General features: G+C 40.8%; 2 protein-coding genes. Both read left to right on the top strand.

Annotated elements, in window-relative coordinates:
* The coding region (locus A3739_RS06620) for an NRDE family protein (RefSeq protein ID WP_197472128.1) at positions 1–480 on the top strand (480 nt) is incomplete at its 5' end.
* A gap of 46 nt (positions 481–526) precedes the next feature.
* Entirely contained in the window at positions 527–871 is a 345-nt protein-coding gene (locus tag A3739_RS06615; protein WP_068477393.1) for a hypothetical protein, read from the top strand.
* The last annotated feature ends 18 nt before the right edge of the window (positions 872–889 follow it).

Here is an 889-nt window from a genome sequence, read left to right as displayed (position 1 = left end):
GCACAAAGCTCTGAAGATTACACCGGATTCAATGCCCTGATCTTCGATGGTACTGAACTTGTATACACGAGTAATCGAGACACGCAAAACTTTCGCATACTTGATGCTGGTATCTATGGTCTGAGTAATCACCTACTCGACACACCTTGGCCAAAAGTAATCAAAGCCAAAGGCGAATTTAAAAAGTGCATCGACGATTCACCAGAGCCAAACACAGATCAAAAAAATGCCTTATTTGCGTTAATGCAGGATCAAACTCAAGCGCCTGAAAATGAACTTCCTAATACTGGACTGGGGGTTCAAAGTGAGAAATTGCTTTCGAGTATTTTCATTCGGAGTAAAGAGTATGGCACGCGCACAAGCTCACTTGTGCGCATTCATCAAAACAAAATTTCGTTAATCGAACGCAGTTATGACACGACTTTCAACTCAGAGAACAGCCAAGACTTGCCCTATACCGAAGTGGAAATAAATCTCTAAGGCGTAGTAAAGAACACGAACCCGGATTAGACCAAGAGAGATCACTATGCATATGCTCATCAAACTCAAGCAAAAATACTTACTAGGCTTTCTCTTTATTTCTTCCTTTCTATGGATAAACCATTCTTCTGCAGAAGAACAAAGCGCCCTAATCTGTAAAGTAGATGGTAGTGATGACGCCTTTAAAATTTATGAAAACCAACGTATCTATGAAAGCGAGCAGTTTGAGCATTACCAACTTATAGACGGTCTCACTGTGTTGGTTGTTAATAAAGACACGATGAAATTCAATCGACTTTCCAACTTAAATTTACTTGCGCATTCAACCATGGACCCAAGTATGCCTCCTGAACCACATCAGTTTTTTAGTGGCGAGTGCAGCAGAGCATAAGTTAACGACCACGAATCA

The organism is Oleiphilus sp. HI0067 (assembly GCF_001635735.1).
This window is presented reverse-complemented; position numbering and strand designations above follow the sequence as displayed.

Coding starts and splice junctions, on each gene's coding strand:
- A3739_RS06615 (WP_068477393.1), top strand. CDS start 527: ATGCATATGCTCATCAAACTCAAGCAAAAATACTTACTAGGCTTTCTC.